At 72.3% G+C, this 19,250-nt stretch carries 14 protein-coding genes; 9 read left to right on the forward strand and 5 right to left on the reverse strand.

Features of this window, described 5'->3' with window-relative positions; all coding sequences use genetic code 11:
• The first annotated feature begins 225 nt into the window (after positions 1–225).
• Together ACZ4XJ_RS06565 and ACZ4XJ_RS06570 are read left to right on the forward strand one after the other, a co-directional pair.
• A complete protein-coding gene (locus ACZ4XJ_RS06565; RefSeq protein ID WP_468495523.1) occupies positions 226–1,074 on the forward strand; it encodes a class I SAM-dependent methyltransferase in 849 nt (282 codons plus the stop codon).
• A 4-nt stretch (positions 1,075–1,078) separates the two neighbouring features.
• On the forward strand, positions 1,079–3,727 hold the full coding sequence (locus ACZ4XJ_RS06570) for an ATP-dependent RNA helicase (RefSeq protein ID WP_468495524.1): 2,649 nt from the start codon (positions 1,079–1,081) through the stop codon (positions 3,725–3,727).
• On the opposite strand, the gene pgfA is transcribed toward ACZ4XJ_RS06570, so the two are convergent.
• The 4 genes from pgfA to ACZ4XJ_RS06590 all read right to left on the reverse strand — a co-directional run bounded on the left by pgfA (position 3,717) and on the right by ACZ4XJ_RS06590 (position 7,161).
• Positions 3,717–4,727, reverse strand: coding sequence for a cell envelope lipid trafficking protein PgfA (gene pgfA / locus ACZ4XJ_RS06575; RefSeq protein WP_468495525.1), 1,011 nt, complete (start codon positions 4,725–4,727; stop codon positions 3,717–3,719). The two genes, ACZ4XJ_RS06570 and pgfA, sit on opposite strands and share 11 nt — an antisense overlap.
• Before the next feature lie 13 nt (positions 4,728–4,740).
• The gene (locus ACZ4XJ_RS06580; RefSeq protein WP_468495526.1) at positions 4,741–4,881 is read right to left on the reverse strand and encodes an SPW_0924 family protein; all 141 of its coding nucleotides are present in this window, start codon (positions 4,879–4,881) and stop codon (positions 4,741–4,743) included.
• Between the two features lie 165 nt (positions 4,882–5,046).
• Positions 5,047–5,526, reverse strand: a complete 480-nt coding sequence (locus ACZ4XJ_RS06585; protein ID WP_468495527.1) for a DUF6193 family natural product biosynthesis protein — start codon at positions 5,524–5,526, stop codon at positions 5,047–5,049.
• A gap of 279 nt (positions 5,527–5,805) precedes the next feature.
• Positions 5,806–7,161, reverse strand: a complete 1,356-nt coding sequence (locus ACZ4XJ_RS06590) for a lytic transglycosylase domain-containing protein (protein ID WP_468495528.1) — start codon at positions 7,159–7,161, stop codon at positions 5,806–5,808.
• 145 nt (positions 7,162–7,306) lie between these two features.
• On the opposite strand from ACZ4XJ_RS06590, the gene ACZ4XJ_RS06595 reads away from it, so the two are divergent.
• Positions 7,307–8,167, forward strand: a complete 861-nt coding sequence (locus ACZ4XJ_RS06595; protein ID WP_468495529.1) for a DUF4184 family protein — start codon at positions 7,307–7,309, stop codon at positions 8,165–8,167.
• A gap of 76 nt (positions 8,168–8,243) precedes the next feature.
• Here ACZ4XJ_RS06595 and polA read toward each other — a convergent pair whose 3' ends face one another.
• Positions 8,244–10,967 carry a DNA polymerase I gene (gene polA / locus ACZ4XJ_RS06600; protein ID WP_468495530.1) on the reverse strand — a complete coding sequence of 908 codons (2,724 nt, stop codon included), beginning with the start codon at positions 10,965–10,967 and terminating at the stop codon, positions 8,244–8,246.
• Between the two features lie 256 nt (positions 10,968–11,223).
• On the opposite strand from polA, the gene ACZ4XJ_RS06605 reads away from it, so the two are divergent.
• The 6 genes from ACZ4XJ_RS06605 (at position 11,224) to ACZ4XJ_RS06630 (ending at position 19,247) form a co-directional block, all read left to right on the forward strand.
• Positions 11,224–13,494, forward strand: coding sequence for an FdhF/YdeP family oxidoreductase (locus tag ACZ4XJ_RS06605; RefSeq protein WP_468495531.1), 2,271 nt, complete (start codon positions 11,224–11,226; stop codon positions 13,492–13,494).
• A 53-nt stretch (positions 13,495–13,547) separates the two neighbouring features.
• On the forward strand, positions 13,548–14,021 hold the full coding sequence (locus ACZ4XJ_RS06610; protein ID WP_383999570.1) for a PaaI family thioesterase: 474 nt from the start codon (positions 13,548–13,550) through the stop codon (positions 14,019–14,021).
• A 251-nt stretch (positions 14,022–14,272) separates the two neighbouring features.
• On the forward strand, positions 14,273–14,683 hold the full coding sequence (locus ACZ4XJ_RS06615) for a hypothetical protein (protein ID WP_362878763.1): 411 nt from the start codon (positions 14,273–14,275) through the stop codon (positions 14,681–14,683).
• A gap of 554 nt (positions 14,684–15,237) precedes the next feature.
• Positions 15,238–16,473 carry a branched-chain amino acid ABC transporter substrate-binding protein gene (locus ACZ4XJ_RS06620; RefSeq protein WP_362878765.1) on the forward strand — a complete coding sequence of 412 codons (1,236 nt, stop codon included), beginning with the start codon at positions 15,238–15,240 and terminating at the stop codon, positions 16,471–16,473.
• A gap of 114 nt (positions 16,474–16,587) precedes the next feature.
• Complete coding sequence (locus tag ACZ4XJ_RS06625; RefSeq protein WP_362878767.1) at positions 16,588–17,520, forward strand: branched-chain amino acid ABC transporter permease; 933 nt, start codon at positions 16,588–16,590, stop codon at positions 17,518–17,520.
• 5 nt (positions 17,521–17,525) lie between these two features.
• A complete protein-coding gene (locus ACZ4XJ_RS06630) occupies positions 17,526–19,247 on the forward strand; it encodes a branched-chain amino acid ABC transporter permease (protein WP_468495923.1) in 1,722 nt (573 codons plus the stop codon).
• Positions 19,248–19,250 lie beyond the last annotated feature (3 nt).

Consider the following 19,250-nt stretch of genomic DNA (forward strand, 5'->3'; position numbering starts at 1 on the left):
AACCGAGGGGACCTCAACAAATACAAGCGCAGCCTGCTAGGTCTGAGGAGCACAGGCTCGCAGCGCAACTTGTAGCATACGGGGGCAGCTGGACAGGGTCAATGCGCGAAGGCGCACACCCCGGGCAGATCACCGCACAACCGGCACAATTCGTGGGCGCAGCAGCCCCGATGGGCAATCCACATGGATTTCCCGAGCCATCCGCAGACTACGACGACGGGCCCCATGAACCAAGAGTCCTACGACAAGCCGGCCCCCGAAGACGCCGAGGACGACGCGCCTGCGACCCGGCGTGACGCCGGGGACGCGGAGAGCAGCCGCGCGAACCGTGGCTGGTGGGACCGCAACGCCGACGAGTACCAGAGCGAGCACGGCGCGTTCCTCGGCGACGACCGCTTCGTCTGGGGACCCGAGGGACTGGACGAGGCGGAGGCCGCGCTGCTCGGCCCGGCCGACTCCCTCAAGGACAAGGACGTCCTGGAGATCGGCGCCGGCGCCGCCCAGTGCTCCCGCTGGCTGGCCGCCCGGGGAGCCCGCCCGGTGGCCCTGGACCTCTCGCACCGCCAGCTCCAGCACGCCCTGCGCATCGGCGGCTCCGATCTGCCGGCGGTCCGGCTCGTCGAGGCGGACGCCGGGCGGCTGCCCTTCCGCGACGGCTCGTTCGACCTGGCCTGTTCCGCCTACGGCGCCGTCCCCTTCGTCGCCGACCCGGCGAACGTGATGCGCGAGGTCCACCGCGTGCTGCGCCCGGGCGGCCGCTGGGTCTTCTCCGTCACCCATCCCGTCCGCTGGGCGTTCCCCGACGAGCCCGGCCCCGAGGGGCTGACCGTCGCGGCGTCCTACTTCGACCGGACCCCGTACGTGGAACAGGACGAGGACGGCAACGCCGTCTACGTCGAGCACCACCGCACGATCGGGGACCGGGTCCGGGACGTGGTGGCCGGCGGGTTCCGACTCGTGGACCTCGTCGAGCCGCAATGGCCGGAATGGAACGCGCAGGAGTGGGGCGGTTGGTCCCCGCTGCGCGGCAACCTGATCCCGGGGACCGCGATCTTCGTGTGCGAGAGGGACTGACCCCTTGATCCGCCAGGCCGACCTCGACGCCCTGCCCGTACGGGAGGCCGTGCCCGCCCTCGTCTCCGCGCTGGACGCCCACGGCACGGCCGTGCTGTGCGCCCCGCCCGGCACCGGCAAGACCACGCTGGTGCCGTTGGTACTGGCCGGGCTGGTGGGCGGCGGTCCGCGGCGCCGGGTCGTGGTGGCCGAGCCCCGCCGGATCGCGGCCCGGGCGGCGGCCCGGCGGATGGCCTGGCTGCTGGGCGAGGAGCCGGGCGGCGCGGTCGGCTTCACCGTGCGCGGTGAGCGGGTCGTGGGCCCCGGGACCGTGGTGGAGGTGGTGACCACGGGCGTGCTGCTCCAGCGCCTCCAGCGGGACCAGGAACTGACCGGCACGGACGTGGTGGTCCTGGACGAGTGCCACGAACGACACCTGGACGCCGACACCGTCGCCGCGTTCCTGCTCGACGTACGCGCGACCCTGCGCCCGGAGCTGCGCCTGGTCGCGGCGTCGGCGACGACGGACGCGGCGGGCTGGGCGCGGCTGCTGGGGGACGCGCCGGTGGTGGAGGCCGCCGGCGTCGCGTACCCGGTGGAGACGGTGTGGGCGCCGCCGGCGCGGCCGGTGCGGCCGCCGCACGGGATGCGGGTGGATCCGGCGCAGCTGACGCACGTGGCGTCGGTGGTGCGGCGGGCGTTGGCGGAACGTTCCGGCGACGTGTTGTGCTTCCTGCCGGGCGTGGGCGAGATCGCCCGGGTCGCGGGGCAGCTGGGCGCGGTGGACGCGGAGGTGCTCCAGGTCCACGGTCGGGCACCGGCGGCCGTGCAGGACGCGGCGCTGACCGCGGCGGACCACCGCCGGGTGATCCTGTCGACGGCGGTCGCGGAGTCGAGCCTGACCGTGCCCGGTGTCCGGGTGGTCGTGGACTCGGGGCTGGCGCGCGAGCCCCGGGTGGACCACGCGCGGGGCCTGGGCGCGCTGACGACCGTACGGGCCTCCCGCGCGTCGGGCCGGCAGCGGGCGGGCCGGGCCGGGCGGGAGGCGCCGGGCACGGTGTACCGGTGCTGGGAGCAGGCCGAGGACCCGCGGCTGCCGGCGTTCCCCTCCCCCGAGATCCGGATCGCGGACCTGGCGCAGTTCGCGCTGCAGGCCGCCTGCTGGGGCGACCCGGACGCGTCCGGGCTGGCGCTGCTGGACCCGCCGCCGGCCGGCGCCATGGCCGCGGCGCGGGAGGTGCTGCTCGCCGTCGGCGCGGTGGACGACGCCGGCCGGCCGGCCGCGCGCGGGCTGCGGATGTCCCGGCTGGGGCTGCACCCGCGGCTGGCGCGCGCCCTGCTGGACGGTGCGGCCGCGCTGGGGGCCCGTCGGGCGGCGGAGCTGGTGGCGCTGCTGAGCGAGGAGCCGCCGCGGGAGTACGGGGACGACCTGGCCGCCGCCTGGCGGACGGCCCGGCGCGGCGGCGACGGGTACGCGGCGCGCTGGCGCGCGGAATGCCGCCGCTTGGAGCGTGCGGTGGGCACCCCGGAGGGTGGGCCCGGACGCGGGGCCGGGCGCGCGGCCGCGTCGGGGCCCGGACGCGACCGGGCCGCCGGCGGGGGCGGGGGCGGGACGGGCGCTCTCCCCGATGCCCGCGCCCTCCCTGATGCCCGTGCCCTCCCCGATGCCCGTGCCCTCCCCGATGCCCGCGCCCTCCCCGACGACGGGGCCGCCGGGCTGGTGGCCGCCCTGGCCTTCCCCGAACGGGTGGCCCGCGCCAAGGGGGACGGGGCCTTCCTGATGGCTTCCGGAACGGGTGCCGAAGTGGGGGACGGATCGGCGCTGCGCAGCGCGCCCTGGCTGGCGGTGGCGGTCGCCGACCGATCCGCGCACGCCACGTCCGCCCGGGTGCGGCTCGCCGCCGTCATCGACGAGGAGACGGCCCGCGTCGCCTGCGGGCACCTGCTGGGCGCCGGTGACGAGGTGCGCTGGGAGGCCGGTGACCTCGTCGCCCGTTCCGTCGAGCGGCTCGGCGCGATCGAGCTCACGGTGCGCCCGCTGCGCGCTCCCGGCCCGGCCCTCGTGCGGGCCGCCCTGCTGGACGGGCTGACCGCGGAGGGGCTCGGGCTGCTGCGCTGGTCCGAGGACGCGCGGGCGTTGCGGGCCCGGCTGGGTTTCCTGCACCGCACGCTGGGCGGCGGTTGGCCCGACGTGGCCGACGACGCCGCCCTGCTGGCGCGGGCCGACGAGTGGCTGGAGCCGGAGTTGTCCCGGGCGCGCCGGCGGGCCGACCTGGGGCGGATCGACGCCGGGCAGGCCCTGAACCGGCTGTTGCCGTGGGCCGGTGGTGAGGCGGCTCGGCTGGACGAGCTGGCTCCGGAGCGGCTCCAGGTGCCGAGCGGTTCGCGGATCCGGGTCGACTACGGCGGCGAGCAGCCCGTGCTGGCGGTCAAGCTCCAGGAGCTGTTCGGGCTGGCCGAGACGCCCCGGGTGGCGGGGGTTCCCGTCCTCGTCCACCTGCTGTCGCCGGCCGGCCGGCCCGCGGCGGTGACCGCCGACCTCGCCTCCTTCTGGCGGGGCGGCTACCGGGCGGTGCGGGCCGAGCTGCGCGGGCGCTATCCGAAGCACCCGTGGCCGGAGGACCCGGCGACCGCCGAGCCCACCCGCCACACCAACGCCCGGCTCAGGCGCTGACCCCTCGGGCGTCGGCCGCCCCCCGAGGGCGCGGGCCGGGGGCCGTCCGTTCGCGGCGGCTCCGGGCCTCCAGCCAGAGGGAGAGGGCGAGCAGGCCGAGGGCCCCGAGGGCGAGTCCGCCGGGCGCCCAGGTGTGCAGCGCGAGGACCTTCGTACGGTTCGACTTGACGAGGTCGAGGGTGTGCTGGGCGTAGTCCGGGCGCATTTTGACGTGTCCGGCGAAGGCGGTCAGTTTGCCGTCGGGGCCGCTCGCCGCGATGCCGCCGCGCATCTCCTGCTGGATGACCTGTTCGGCGTTGACGGGTGCGCCGGTGACCGGGTCGACCCAGAACATCGCCTTGACCGTGTACCAGAGGCTGGTGCCGGTGGTCTGCTCGATGGTGGCCGGGTCGATGCCCTCGATGGGCATCTTCTTCGGCATGGGGACCTTGGTCCACGGGACGGTCTGCTCGAAGTAGTAGACCTCCATGCCCCGGTAGGTGCGCGGCCCGACGTAGTGGATGGGCGAGGAGGTGCGGGTCTGCGCGTCGAAGTAGAGGTAGTCGCGGGGCTCGGTGAAGAAGGGCCACTTGAACTCGATGCCCTCGCGCTTGACCAGGTCGCCGTCGACCATCTCGCCGGTGGCGTGGACCGGGTCCTGGGTGTGGGCGTCGAAGATGTAGCGCTCGGGGATTTGGGACACCATCTTCCCGTCCGGGCCGATGATGTAGGACAGCGTGTCCCAGACGACGACGTCCTTGCCGGCGTCGGCCTCGATCTCCTCGGAGGCCTCCACGTTGCCCTTGAGGGTCTGCACGATGGTGACCTTGTCGACCCTCTTGGGCTTCATGCCGTCGTTGTAGTCGATCAGGGTCGCGTCCTTCGCCTCCAGGACCATCTCCTGGTACTGGTTCGGCGGGATCTTCGCGAGCCGCGGGTACGCGTACCAGCGCAGCAGGGGTGCGAGGGCCGCGCAGAACACGGCGAGGGCAAGCAGGACGAGGCTCGCTCTGCGTCGCATGGCCGGGCCTCCTCTACTTTCCGGGCGCGGGGGGCGCGGTGGTGAGCAGCGGCTTGGGCGAGGTGGTGCCCTCCGGCGCCCCGGCCGCGGTGAGGGCGAGGACGAGGGCGAGCGCGGCTGCCAGCCCGATGGCGGCGGCGACGAGAGCGCGCATGCCGGGGCCTCCGAAATCTGATAGGGCGTCAGAGATGGGGCACCGTAGCAACGCGGGGGCGAGATGAGAACCGTCTCGCGCGGGGATCGCGGGGATCGCGGGGATCGCGGCGGGCACGGTGAGCGGCCGCGGTCCGCGCCGGAGCGGGAGCCGCGGCCCCCTCCGTCACTCGTCGACGTCCTCGGCGCGGGTCACCGCCGGGCCGAGCCCGGGCGGGATGTGCGCGGTGACGAGCGCCACGGCTTCCTCGGCGGTGTCGGCCCAACCGAACACGGCGCCGCTCCGGGCGAGTCGAACCCGGAACCGCCCGTCGGGCAGCGGGTCCACGGCCGGCACCCGCACGACGTAAGGGAACCGGGTGCAGCTGCTGAGGTTCAGGCCGTGGTCGCTGGTGAAGGGATACAGCTGCCGCAGCCGCGGTTCGGCGTACGCGGCCTCCAGGAGCGGGACGATCGGCGGGTACGGCCGGTCGGGCCGGGACTCCAACTGGTGATCGCGCACCGCCCGCCAGCTCAGCAGCAGCCGTTGCCAACTGACCTCGACGAACTCCGCCGGTCCGCGCTGGCGCGCGGCGGCCGGGTCGGGGAGGACGGGCCGGGGCAGGGGGCGTCTTTCGGCCGCGGGGGCGTCAACGTTGTCGTTCATCGCGCCAGTGTGGCGGCGGTCACCGGCCCTGACCAGGGGTGGTGGGCAGGCGAATATCCGCCACCGGGAACGAACCCCGCGGGGCGGGCGGGGCGCCGGCGCGACGTCGGGGAGGCCCGGCTCGCCTCCCCGGTGCGGCGCCGTCAGGGGCGGGGCGGGGGCCGGCGCCCCGGTGGTCCGCCAACTCCGCTCGTGCACACCGGCGTTCGCGGCGCGGGCGGCGACGCCGGGGCGGCTGCGGCCCCGGCGATGTCGCCCGTACCTCTGCCCTTGCCGGGCCTACGGGGCGCTGCTCGGGCTCGCCGCCGGCGCGGGGGCCGGCTTCCCCGAGGTCGTGGGGCTCGGGGCGGGAGTGCTGGGGCGGGCACTGGGGGTGGAACTCGGGGTGGGCTTGGGGGTGGGGGTGGGCGTTGGGGTCGGCGTCGGCGTCGGGGTGGGCGTCGGCGTGGGGGTAGGTGTCGGCGTCGGGGTGGGTGTCGGCGTCGGGGTCGGCGTCGGCGTCGGGGTCGGCGTAGGCGTCGGCTTGGGAGTGGGCGTCGGCGTCGGCGTAGGCGTCGGCTTGGGAGTGGGCGTAGGCGTCGGGTTCGGCTTCGGCGGCGGGGGTGTCACCGGCCCCGGCGTCGGCTTCGGGCCCGGCTGTCCCGCCGGGGTTCCCGGACCGGTTCCGGCGCCCGTGCCGCCACCCGCACCCCCGCCCGTTCCTGTTCCCGTACCCGTACCCGTACCGCCGCCCGTGCCCGCCGCGGGGCCCGTGCCGTCCGGGATCTCGTGCGCGCCGGCGAGGTAGTACGCGTACCAGGACCGCACCGTCAGCAGGTACTCGGTGGACCGGTTGTAGGAGAGCACGGCCCGGTCCAGGTCGCCCGGGGTGCGCAGGTCGCGGGTACCGGCGCACAGGTAGCGGCCGGCGGCCAGCGCCGCGTCGTGGATGTTGTTCGGGTTGCGCCGGCCGTCGCCGTCGGCGTCCTGGCCCCAGGACGCCCAGGTGGAGGGGATGAACTGCATGGGGCCGACGGCCCGGTCGTAGCGGGAGTCGCCGTCGTGGGCGCCGCCGTCGGTGTCGGAGATGTTCGCGAAGCCGTTGCCGTCGAGGACGGGGCCCAGGATCGGGCGCAGCGTGGTTCCCGCGGCGTCGACGCGGCCGCCGCCCGCCTGTCCGGACTCGACCTTGCCGATGGCGGCGAGGAGTTGCCAGCGCAGCCCGCACCCGGGGTCGGTTTCGCCGACCTTCTGCTCGGCCCGCCGGTAGGCGGCGAACACGCTCGCCGGTATGCCCTTGGCGCTCTCCGGAGCGACCGCCGGTTCGGTGCGCGGGCCGTCGGCCGCGGCGGGCACCACCGCCGGAACGGGCTCCGGGGTCGGTGCGGCGGCCGGGGTCGCTCCGTCCACGGGGAGGACGTCGGCGGGCGGTGCGGGGCTGAGCAGCGGCGGCAGTTCGGTGAACCAGGTGGAGTCCCCGCCGGATCCGGCGGCGGGCGGGGCGGGTCGTGCGCTGCCCTCGCCCGCGGCGGCCATCCGGCCGGCGCTGCCGGCGCCGGGGCCCTGTGAGGCGGTGACCGCGGCCACGACCAGCGCCGAGATCACCGCGGCGAAACCGCCCCTGCGCAGCTTGCGTCCGATTATTCGAGCCGACATGAGCCGGACCCCTCCCCTAGACGTCCGCGTGACCCTACGACAGCTCCCTTCAGGGGGCACGCACCGCGGCTCGGATTTCACGACATCCCCACGTCCTGCGCAGGTCACGCATACTGACCCGACATCCGGACCGAGGAGAAGCGCCGTGCCGTTCACTCTCAGCCACGCGGCTGCCGTACTTCCGGCCGTGCGCCGGACCGGGCGGGCCCGGGGGCCCCTGGTGGCTTCGGCGTTGGTGCTGGGGTCGTTCGCGCCGGACGTCTTCTTCTTCCTGGACTCGTTCGTCGAGGGCGCCATGGCCTACGGCTCCTTCACGCACTCCCTGGCGGGCATCGTCACCGTGGACGCCGTGCTGACCGCCGTCCTCGCCGCCGGCTGGTTGTTGCTGCGCGAGCCGCTGGTCGCGCTGTTGCCCCGGCGCCGGCAGGGCCGCGTCCACGCCTTCGTGCGCGGCGAGCACTGGCGGGGCCGGCGGCCGTCCTCGCTCGCCCTGTGGTTCTACCTCTCGGCGGTGGTTGGTTCCTTGACGCACGTCGGGTGGGACAGCTTCACGCACCCGGACCGCTGGGGCACGAACGCGCTGCCGGTGCTGGGCGAGCCGTTCGCGTTCGGGCTGCCGCTGTACTCCTGGGTCCAGTACGGCACTTCCGCGCTCGCCGCCGGCGTCCTGTGCTGGTTCACGGCGACCGCCCTGCGCCGGCTGCCGGACGGGCCCGCTCCGGCGTCGGTGCCGGTGCTGGGGCGCGTGGAGTTCTGGGGCGCGGTCGCGCTGTTCGGCGTGTGCGTGACGGTGGGGGTCACGACGCGGGTGATCCGCTGGTACACGTTCTTCGACCGGATCGACAGCCCGCTGGACATCATTCCGACCGTCTGTTTCGGCGCCGGCGGCGGCCTCGTCGTGGCCCTGCTGCTGTACGGGGTCCTGTTCCGTCTGCGCCACCGCCACCGCCGCGACGGCGACCCCCGGCCGGACCCCGAGGCGCGCACCCCCGTCGGCGCCCGGTAGCCGCACCGTACGGACGAACGCCCGTCCCCTCGCTTCGTCGCGAGGGGGCGGGCGTTCTTCCGAGGTCGTACGCGGGTCAGTGCGCGGCGGACTCCCAGTCGCCGCCGACGCCCACGGACACGTCCAACGGGGCCCGCAGTTCCACGGCGGCGCCCATCTCGCGGCGCAGCAGTTCCTCGACCCGCTCCGCCTCGCCGGGGGCGATCTCCAGGACGATTTCGTCGTGGACCTGGAGCAGCATCCGCGAGGTGAGGCCCGCCTCGTGGATGGCCTTGTCGACGCGGAGCATCGCGACCTTGACGATGTCGGCGGCGGTGCCCTGGATCGGGGCGTTCAGCGCCATCCGCTCGGCGGCCTCGCGGCGCTGGCGGTTGTCGCTGTTGAGGTCGGGCAGGTAGCGGCGGCGCCCGAACACGGTCGCCGTGTACCCGGTGGCGCGGGCCTCGTCCACCACGCGCTGGAGGTACTCGCGGACCCCGCCGAACCGCTCGAAGAAGGTGTCCATCAGGCCGCGCGCCTCGGCGGGCTCGATGTTCAGCTGCTGGGCGAGACCGAACGCCGACAGCCCGTACGCCAGGCCGTACGACATGGCCTTGATCTTGCGGCGCATCTCCGCGTCGACCTGGGAGCGCTCGACGCCGAACACCTGGGAGGCGACGGTGGTGTGCAGGTCCTCGCCGGTGGCGAACGCCTCGATGAGGCCCGCGTCCTCGGAGAGGTGGGCCATGACGCGCAGTTCGATCTGGCTGTAGTCGGCCGTCATCAGCGACTCGTAGCCCTCGCCGACGACGAAGCCGCGGCGGATGGCCCGGCCCTCGTCGGTGCGCACCGGCACGTTCTGCAGGTTCGGGTCGGTGGAGGACAGGCGGCCGGTCGCGGCGACGGTCTGGCTGAAGCTGGTGTGGACCCGGCCGTCGGCGGCGATCGACTTGACCAGGCCCTCGACGGTGACGCGGAGCTTGGCCTGCTCCCGGTGCCGGAGCATGATCACCGGGAGTTCGTGGTCGGTCTGGCCGGCGAGCCAGGCCAGCGCGTCCGCGTCCGTGGTGTAGCCGGTCTTCGTCTTCTTCGTCTTCGGCAGGTCGAGTTCGCCGAAGAACACTTCCTGGAGCTGCTTGGGCGACCCGAGGTTGAACTCGTGGCCGACCGCCGCGTGCGCCTCCTTCACCGCCTGCTGCACGGCGCCGGCGAACTGCTGCTCCATGCCTTCCAGGTGGTCGCGGTCGGCGGCGATGCCGGCCCGTTCCAGCCGGGCCAGCAGCTCGGAGGTGGGCAGCTCCATGTCGTGGAGCAGTTCCGTCGCCCCGACCTCGTCGAGTTTGACCGTGAGGGCGTCACCGAGGTCGAGGACGGCGCGGGCCTGTCCCATCAGGGCGTCCGCCTCGGCCGTCTCGTCGGCGCCGAAGGCCAGCTGCCCGTCGGCGGCGGCGGGCGCCAGCTCGCGGTGCAGGTACTCGTTGGACAGCACGTCCAGGGCGAAGGACCGCCGGCCCGGCTTGACCAGGTAGGCGGCCAGCGCGGTGTCCATGGTGACCCCGGCCAGCGTCCAGCCGTGCTCGGGGAAGACCCGCATGAGGCCCTTGGCGTTGTGCACGACCTTGGGCTTCTTCGCGTCGGCCGCCCAAGCGGCGAAGGCCTTCTCGTCGGCCTCGTCCAGCTCGGCCGGCTCGAACCAGGCGGCCGCCCCGCCGGCCGCGGCCAGCCCGATCTCGCTGACGTTGCCCTGGCCCAGCGCCCAGCTGTCGACGGTGGACACGCCCAGCGGGCCTTCCCCGTGGCTCTCCAGCCACGGCGCCAGCTCGCCGGTGCCCAGCACGGAGCCGTCCAGTTCCACGGCCGCCGCCGTCGGGGCCGGCGCCTCGTCCTCGGCGGCGCCCGGGTCGACGGCCAGCAGCCGCTCGCGCAGCGAGGCGTTGCGGATCTCCAGTACGTCGAGCACGCCGGTCACCGCGGACCGGTCGTAGGGGGCGCGGGCCAGGTCGGCGGGGGTCTTCGCCAGCTCGACGTCCTTGACCATCTCGGTCAGGACCCGGTTGAGCTTGACGGCCTCCAGGTGGTCCCGGAAGTTCTGCCCGGCCTTGCCCTTGACCTCCTCGGCCCGCTCCACCAGCTCGGCGAACGACCCGAACTGGGTGATCCACTTGGCGGCGGTCTTCTCGCCGACGCCCGGGATGCCCGGCAGGTTGTCGGACGGATCACCGCGCAGCGCCGCGAAGTCCGGGTACTGCTGCGGCGTGAGCCCGTACTTCTCCTCGACCTTCTCCGGCGTGAACCGGGTCAGTTCGGAGACGCCCTTGGTCGGGTAGAGCACCGTCGTGTGCTCGGAGACCAACTGGAAGGAGTCGCGGTCACCGGTGACGATCAGGACGTCGAAGCCGAGGGCCTCGGCCTGCGTCGTCAGCGTCGCGATCACGTCGTCGGCCTCGAAGCCGTCGACCGCGAACCGGGGCACCTTCATCGCGTCGAGGAGCTCGCCGATCAGCTCGACCTGCCCCTTGAACTCGTCGGGGGTCTTGGAACGGTTCGCCTTGTACTCGGGGAACTCCGTCGAGCGCCACGTCTTGCGCGACACGTCGAACGCCACCGCGAAGTGCGTGGGCGCCTCGTCGCGCAGCGTGTTCGCCAGCATCGACGCGAAGCCGTAGATGGCATTGGTCGGCTGGCCCGTCGCGGTCGTGAAGTTCTCCGCGGGCAGCGCGAAGAACGCCCGGTACGCCAGGGAGTGCCCGTCCATGAGCATCAGGCGGGGGCGGTCCGCTGCGGACGGCTGGTCGGTCTTCTTCGATGCTGAATCTGCCACGCCCCCGATCCTAGGCGCCCCCGCCGACAATTCCGGCGCCGACGATCGCGCTCCGGCCGCCGCGGCCGCCCGGGGCCGGCCGGACCCGGCCCGTACCGCCCCACCCGGCGCGTGCGCCCCACCCGTCCGCCCCCGGCGCACCCCGCACCGGCACGGCCGGCCCCCGACCGCCCTCCCCCGCCACCGGTACACGTGAAAGGATCGAAACACGCGGTCACACGTACCGCACCCGTACGCACGCTCGAAGGAGAGCGCCATGGCGACCAAGCCGCCCTCAGGTGACCCGGTACAGGACGCGCCGCAGGTCACGTCGCCGAAACACGCCGCGGCGGGCCTGCCGGCGATCGGCCACACCCTGAAGGTCGCCCAGGCGCAGATGGGCCTCGCCCGCACCGCCCGCACCCTTCTCAAGGTCAACCAGAAGGACGGCTTCGACTGCCCCGGCTGCGCCTGGCCGGAGGGCGACGAGCGGCACACCGCCGAGTTCTGCGAGAACGGCGCCAAGGCCGTCGCCGAGGAAGCGACCCTGCGCAAGGTCACCCCCGCCTTCTTCGCCGCGCACCCCCTCGCCGACCTCGCCGAACGCTCCGGCTACTGGCTCGGCCAGCAGGGCCGGATCACGGACCCGATGTACCTGCCCGAAGGCGGCGACCGCTACGAGTCGATCGGCTGGGACCGGGCCTTCGAGATCATCGCGGAGGAACTGAACGCCCTCGGCTCCCCCGACGAGGCCCTCTTCTACACCTCCGGCCGCACCAGCAACGAGGCCGCGTTCCTCTTCCAGCTCTTCGCCCGCGAGTACGGCACCAACAACCTCCCCGACTGCTCCAACATGTGCCACGAGTCCTCGGGCTCGGCACTGAACGAGACCATCGGCATCGGCAAGGGCAGCGTCTCCCTCGAAGACCTCCACCAGGCCGACCTGATCATCGTCGCCGGCCAGAACCCGGGCACCAACCACCCGCGCATGCTCTCCGCCCTGGAGAAGGCCAAGTCCGCCGGCGCGAAGATCATTTCGGTGAACCCGCTGCCCGAAGCCGGCATGGAACGCTTCAAGAACCCGCAGACCCCCATCGGCATGCTCAAGGGCACCGCCCTCAACGACCTTTTCCTGCAGATCCGCATCGGCGGCGACCAAGCCCTCTTCCGCCTCCTCAACAAACTCGTCATCGAGGCCGGCGACGCCACCGACGACACCTTCATCCGCGAACACACCCACGGATACGAGGAGTTCGCCGCCGCCGCCAAGAACACCGACTGGGCCGAAACCCTCACCGCGACCGGACTCACCCGCCCCGAGATCGAACGCGCCCTCACCATGGTCCTCGCCTCCCGGCGCACCATCGTCTGCTGGGCCATGGGCCTCACCCAGCACAAGCACTCCGTCGCCACCATCCGCGAAGTCGTGAACCTGCTCCTGCTGCGCGGCGACATCGGCCGCCCCGGCGCCGGCGTCTGCCCCGTACGCGGCCACTCCAACGTCCAGGGCGACCGCACCATGGGGATCTTCGAACGCCCCGCACCGGCCTTCCTCGACGCCCTCGACCGCGAATTCGGCATCACCTCGCCCCGCGGCCACGGCTTCGACGTCGTCCGCTCCATCGAAGCCCTGCGCGACGGCCGCGCCAAGGTCCTCTTCGCCATGGGCGGCAACTTCGTCGGCGCCACCCCCGACACCCACGTCACCGAGGCCGCGATCCGCCGCGCCTCCCTGACCGTCCACGTGTCCACGAAACTCAACCGCTCCCACGCCGTCACCGGCCGCCGGGCCCTGATCCTGCCCACCCTCGGCCGCACCGACAAGGACGTCCAGGCCTCCGGCAAGCAGTTCGTCACCGTCGAGGACTCCATGGGCATGGTCCACGCCTCCCGCGGCAACCTCACCCCCGCCTCACCCGCGCTGCTCTCCGAACCCGCCATCGTCGCCCGCCTCGCCCGCGCCGTCCTCGGCCGGCGCTCCACCACCCCGTGGGAGGAGTTCGAAGCCGACTACGCCACCATCCGCGACCGGATCGCCCGCGTGATCCCCGGCTTCGAGGACTTCAACACCCGCGTCGCCCACCCCGGCGGCTTCCGACTCCCCCACGCACCCCGCGACGAACGCCGCTTCCCCACCCGCACCGGCAAGGCCAACTTCACCGCCGCCCCCGTCGAATACCCCCACCTGCCGGCGGGCCGCCTCCTGCTCCAGACCCTGCGCAGCCACGACCAGTACAACACCACCATCTACGGCCTCGACGACCGCTACCGCGGCATCACCGGCGGCCGCCGCGTCGTCCTGGTCAACCCCGAGGACGCCGCCGAGCTCGGCCTCGCCGACGGCTCGTACACCGACCTCGTCGGCGAGTGGAAGGACGGCGTCGAACGCCGCGCCCCCGGCTTCCGCGTCGTGCACTACCCCACCGCCCGCGGCTGCGCCGCCGCCTACTACCCCGAGACCAACGTGCTGGTCCCCCTCGACTCCACCGCCGACACCAGCAACACCCCCGCGAGCAAGTCCGTCGTCGTGCGCTTCGAACCGGCCTGATAGAACGATCCAGGACACAGTGGTTAACGATCGTTGACGAACGGAGCCGGCCCATGGACGAGCAGCACAGCGTGAAGTTCCCGCAGGAAGTCCTCGACGAGTACGCGGCCCTGGGCATAGACCTGCCCGCGCTGTTCTCGGCCGGCGACCTCGGCCGCCGGATGGAGATCCGCATCCTGGAAGCCTCCGCCGACCGGGTCGTCGCCACCATGCCGGTCAAGGGCAACACCCAGCCCTACGGACTGCTCCACGGCGGCGCCTCCGCGGTCCTCGCGGAAACCCTCGGCTCCGTCGGCGCCATGATGCACGGCGGCATCACCAAGGTCGCCGTCGGCGTCGACCTCAACTGCACCCACCACCGGGGCGCCCGCTCCGGCATCGTCACCGGCGTCGCCACCCCCGTCCACCGGGGCCGCTCCACCGCCACCTACGAGGTCGTCATCTCCGACGAACAGGACCGCCGGGTGTGCACCGCCCGCCTCACCTGCCTGCTGCGCGACGCCGACCCGGCCGCCGCCGGCGCCTGACGCACCCGCGCGGGGCCCCCGCCCCGCCGCACTCGCCCTCCCACGGGCCCGGAACCGCCCCACCCGGCGACTCCGGGCCCGTTCCCGCACCCGGGGCGGCGCCCGACCCGCCGCGCCCCACCGGGCGCCGCGCACCCGCCCGCGCGAGGTTCCGGACCCGCGGGGCCCGCCAACCGCCCGGAATCCGCCACTCCGCGCGGCGGAGGACCACGGCTGTTGTGTCACCGATGGTGACCGCCTACCGTCCCCCCATGGGGACCCAGCCGTGCGCCGCGATCCGGTACGGCACCGCGGCCCTGCTGACGGCGCTCGCCCTGACCGGATGCGCCGGCTCCACCCCGCCCTCCGCACCACCGACGGCCACGGCCACCACACCCGGACCCGACCCCTCCACGCCCGCACAGGTCTGCGTCAGCCTGGTGTCCTACTGGGCGAAGGAGACCCTCAAGGGCAGCAAGTGGTCCGGTCTGGACTGGGAACAGAAGGGCCTGTCCAACCAGCAGTACGAGATCCACGAGGAAGCCGTCGCCGCAGGCCGCTCCGAGGAACGAACAGCCGGGCGGGACAAGGCACTTGAGCTGATCGACCGACTCGTGGCGCAGCGCTGCGCCGAACGGGACGGGGCCACGGGCAGCTCCGAGGAGCGGAAACCCCCGGCGTGACGCGGGTCACCGGAATCCGCGCGCGCTGTCCGGCTTCCGGGCACGTGCCCCCGTACGAGCGAACCGCAGGTCGCAGGCTTCGCGGGGCCTTCCCGCGGTGCGGACCAAGATCAATGGCGCCGAAGTGGATCACGCCGGTTCGTCACGCTGCGTATTACCCACGCCATACGGAATCCCCCTTTTCCCCCCAAGCAAAGCGACCCCCCGGATTCTTTCGGACACTCCCTGCCACAATCGACCGAAATTGATCAGAGACAGGAGCATGGAGGCCTCAAGCCCCTTAGGCCGACAGGTATTTCTCAGCATGTGGTCATTCTCAGGCGTTGCTTAACGCCCGATCTGTCCACACTCCCACCACGCATTCTTGCCCTTGGCATAACAAGAGCGTCACATCCTCCTTTCCCGGCTCCCCGTGCTCGCCACCTCGGGCCTAGAGTCACGGCCAGTCACCGCGCCGCCGGGCGCGAATCAGCACGGCCGTGTACCTCCCAGTGCGGCCCCGCGACCTCACGGCACCTCTACAAGAGGGCGCCGCGCCAGGGAAAGGAAGAATCGTGCGACACCGTTCTTTGCTCGTCCTCACCACCGTGATCACCACGGGAGCACTGACCCTCACCGCTTGCGGATCGCGCGACGGAGGCTCCACCGACAACAACGCCGACGGCAAGAAGACCGTCGTCGTCATCGGCGTGGACGCCCCCCTCACCGGCTCCCTCTCGGCGCTCGGCCAGGGCATCAAGAACTCGGTCGACCTCGCGGCCAAGACGGCCAACAAGAACAACGAGGTCCCCGGCATCGAGTTCAAGGTCGAGGCCCTCGACGACCAGGCCGTCCCCGCCTCCGGCCAGGCGAACGCCACCAAGCTCGTCGGCAACAAGGACGTCCTCGGCGTCGTCGGCCCCCTGAACTCGGGCGTCGCCCAGCAGATGCAGGGCGTCTTCGCCTCCGCCAACCTGGCCCAGGTCTCCCCCGCCAACACCAACCCCGCGCTCAGCCAGGGCGACAACTGGGGCAAGGGCGAGTACAAGCGCCCCTTCAAGACCTACTTCCGCACCGCCGCCACCGACGTGGTCCAGGGCAAGTTCGCCGCCCAGTACCTCTTCAAGGACGCCGGCAAGAAGAAGGTCTTCGTCGTCGACGACAAGCAGACCTACGGCGCCGGCCTCGCCGCGATCTTCTCCGACGAGTTCAAGAAGCTCGGCGGCGAGGTCGTCGGCACCGACCACGTCACCGTGAAGGAGACCGACTTCTCCTCCACCGCCGACAAGGTCAAGTCCTCCGGCGCCGACTCCGTCTACTTCGGCGGCCAGTACCCCGAGGGCGGCCTCCTCGCCGACCAGATCAAGAAGACCGGCGCCCAGATCCCCACCATGGGCGGCGACGGCATCCAGGACCCCGCCTTCATCTCCGCCTCCGGTGAGGCCAACGAGGGCGACCTCTCCACCTCCATCGGCTACCCGGTCGAGAAGCTCCCCACCGCCAAGACCTTCATCGCCGACTACCAGGCAGCCGGCTACAAGGACCCCTACGCGGCCTACGGCGGCTACTCCTACGACGCCGGCTGGTCCGTCGTCCAGGCCGTCAAGGCCGTCGTCGCCGCCAACGGCGGCAAGCTCCCGACCGACGCCCGCGCCAAGGTCGTCGAGGCCCTCGGCAAGGTCTCCTTCGAGGGTGTAACCGGCAAGGTCGCCTTCGACGAGAACGGCGACACCACCAACAAGCAGCTCACGGTCTACAAGGTCGAGGGCGGCAAGTGGGTCGACGTCAAGAGCGACACGTTCAACCAGTAAGCCCCTAGCCCCACCCCGCACCACCCGCACCACCTGAACCACACCCACCGCGCGAGGGCGCAAACAGCGCCCTCGCGCGGAGTCTTATCCGACACGCTCATCGGAGGCCCTGCGGTGCACGAACTGCCGCAACAGCTGGCCAACGGCCTGGCCCTCGGTGCCCTCTATGGCCTCATCGCCATCGGGTACACCATGGTCTACGGCATCGTCCAGCTCATCAACTTCGCCCACGGCGAAATCTTCATGATCGGCGGCTTCGGCGCCCTCACCGCCTACGCCATCCTCCCGACCGGCACCTCCCTGCTGATCGCGATACCCGTCATGATCATCGGAGGCTCCCTCGTCTCCGTCCTCGTCGCCATGGGAGCCGAACGCTTCGCATACCGTCCCCTGCGCAGCGCACCCCGGCTCGCACCCCTCATCACCGCAATCGGCCTCTCGATCGCGCTGCAACAGCTCGTCTGGCAGTTCTACCCGGACGCCAAGAAGGCAGTCAGCTTCCCCGAGTTCAAGGGCGAAGCCTTCAAGCTCACCGACAGCCTCTCCATCCAGCGCGCCGACGCGTTCGTCCTCATCCTCGCCCCCCTCTGCATGCTCGCCCTCGGCGTCTTCGTCTCGAAGAGCCGCAGCGGCCGCGCCATGCAGGCCACCGCGCAGGACCCCGACACCGCCAAGCTGATGGGCATCAACACCGACCGCATCATCGTCATGGCCTTCGCCATCGGTGCCGCGTTCGCCGCCGTCGCCGCCGTCGCCTACGGCCTCGACAAGGGCCAGATCAACTTCGAAATGGGCTTCATCCTCGGCCTCAAGGCGTTCACCGCAGCCGTCCTCGGCGGCATCGGAAACATCTACGGAGCCATGGTCGGCGGCGTCGTCCTCGGCCTCGCCGAAGCCCTCTCGATCGCCTACATCGAAGAAATCCCCGGCATGCAGCAGCTCGGCGGTGGAGCCTGGTCCAACGTCTGGGCGTTCGTACTCCTCATCGTCGTCCTCCTCGTGCGGCCACAAGGCCTGCTCGGCGAGCGCGTCGCGGATCGGGCGTGAGAACCATGACCACCAACACCACCCCCGCGACCGACACGGTCAAGCAGGGCCCCCGACCCACCGCACTGCTCTACGCGGTCATCGGCGGAAGCCTCCTCACCGTCGTCAGCGCCTTCCTCGCCTGGACCTGGACCGCCGACTTCCCCGGCGACCTCACCTACTACGGCAGCCCGGCACCCATCCAGTTCCTGAGCGTCGCCGGCGCCCTCCTCACCCTCGCCCACGCCCTCTCCGGCCTCGGCGTCAAGGGCTTCCGCTGGCTCACCCCCACCGGCACCCGCAAGCCCGTGTGGATCCTCGCGCTCGGCACCCTCGCCGGCACCTGGTTCACCGTCCTCGCCATCGCCTGGGTCCTCGGCGGCTTCGCCCACCTGGAACCCGGCGCCTACGTCGCCCTCGTCGGCTCGCTCATCCCGGCACTCGCCGCGTACAAGCTCCCCGATGACAGCCACAAGGCCGCCCCCGCGAAGAAGCTGCCCTCCTGGGCCGAGATCGTCATCATCGCGGCAGCCTTCGCCGTCGGCCTCTTCGTCGTCACCTTCGGCATCGACACCGACGACAAGGAGCCCCAGCTCTTCGTCACCTACCTGATCATCGTCGGCTTCGCGGCCACCGCCCTGCTCAAGTCGGGCCTCTTCGACCGGCTCGGCACCCTCACCGCGAACAACCGCCAGGTCACCCTGATCGCCACCGCCGCAGCGGCGATCACCTTCCCGTTCATCCAGCAGAGCGGCGACACCTACACCCTCATCGCGGTCAACATCCTGATCTTCGCGACCGTCGCCCTCGGCCTCAACGTCGTCGTCGGCCTCGCAGGCCTCCTCGACCTCGGATACGTCGCCTTCCTCGGCGTCGGCGCCTACGCCGCCGCCCTGGTCTCCGGCAGCACCGCCTCCGCCTTCGGCATCCACCTCCCCTTCTGGGCAGCGGTCATCGTCGGCGCCCTCGCCTCCCTCATCTTCGGCGTGGTCATCGGAGCACCCACCCTCCGCCTGCGCGGCGACTACCTCGCCATCGTCACCCTCGGCTTCGGAGAAATCTTCCGCATCGCCATGGGCAACCTCGACGGCACCTCCGGCCCGGACATCACCAACGGACCGAACGGCATCCCCAACATCCCCCACCTCGAAATCCTCGGGTGGAACTTCGGGGAATCCCACGACGTCGGCGGCATCATCCTCGGCGCCTACGCCAACTACTACTTCCTGATGCTGCTCGTCATGGCCCTCGTCATCGTGGTCTTCGCCCGCGCCGGCAACAGCCGCATCGGCCGCGCCTGGGTCGCCATCCGCGAGGACGAGACCGCCGCCGAAGCCATGGGCATCAACGGCTTCAAGGTCAAGCTCATCGCCTTCGCCCTCGGCGCCACCCTCGCCGGCCTCGCAGGCACCGTCCAGGCACACGTCAACAGCACCGTCGTCCCCGAGAACTACGTCTTCGCCGGACCCGTCCCGCCGAACTCCGCGTTCCTCCTCGCCGCCGTCATCCTCGGCGGAATGGGCACCATCCGCGGCCCCATCCTCGGCGCCGCACTGCTCTTCCTCATCCCCGCGAAACTGGCCTTCCTCCAGGACTACCAGCTCCTCGCGTTCGGCATCGCCCTCATCCTGCTCATGCGCTTCCGCCCCGAAGGCCTCATCGCCAACAAGCGCGCGCAGCTCGAGTACCACGACGACACCGCTGGCCAGGCCCCCACGGACCTCGCCACCGCCAAGGCGGGTGCATAAGCC

It is taken from the genome of Streptomyces sp. NPDC029836 (assembly GCF_055574495.1).